Source organism: Bacillus sp. SIMBA_005, from assembly GCF_046535585.1.
In the GTDB taxonomy this organism is placed as follows: domain Bacteria; phylum Bacillota; class Bacilli; order Bacillales; family Bacillaceae; genus Bacillus; species Bacillus pumilus.
In genome coordinates, this window is sequence record NZ_JAWRWI010000216.1 from 1 (window position 1) to 295 (window position 295).

At 69.8% G+C, this 295-nt stretch carries 1 pseudogene; it reads left to right on the forward strand.

The window, feature by feature from the left end:
* Nucleotides 1–295: pseudogene (locus tag SB660_RS19830) on the forward strand (hypothetical protein); the annotation flags it as partial.

The window sequence follows — 295 nt, forward strand, 5'->3', positions numbered from 1 at the left end:
GTCATCGGCGAGGAACGCCGCGGCCCCTACGACCGCGTCGGCCTCACCTCGTACTTCGGCGGCCGGACCCCCGACGATCTGGCGCTGGATCCCGCACCCTTCGAGGATCCGCGGGTGACACTCGTCACGGGCGACCGTGCGACGTTCATCGATCGTTCGGGGCGCATGGTCTGGACCCAGTCGCGCGCCTCGTATGCCTATGACGCTCTGGTCCTCGCGACCGGATCGTATGCCGCGCGCCCCGCGATCGAGGGGGCGCGCCTCGCGGGCTGCTTCGTCTATCGCACCATTGAGG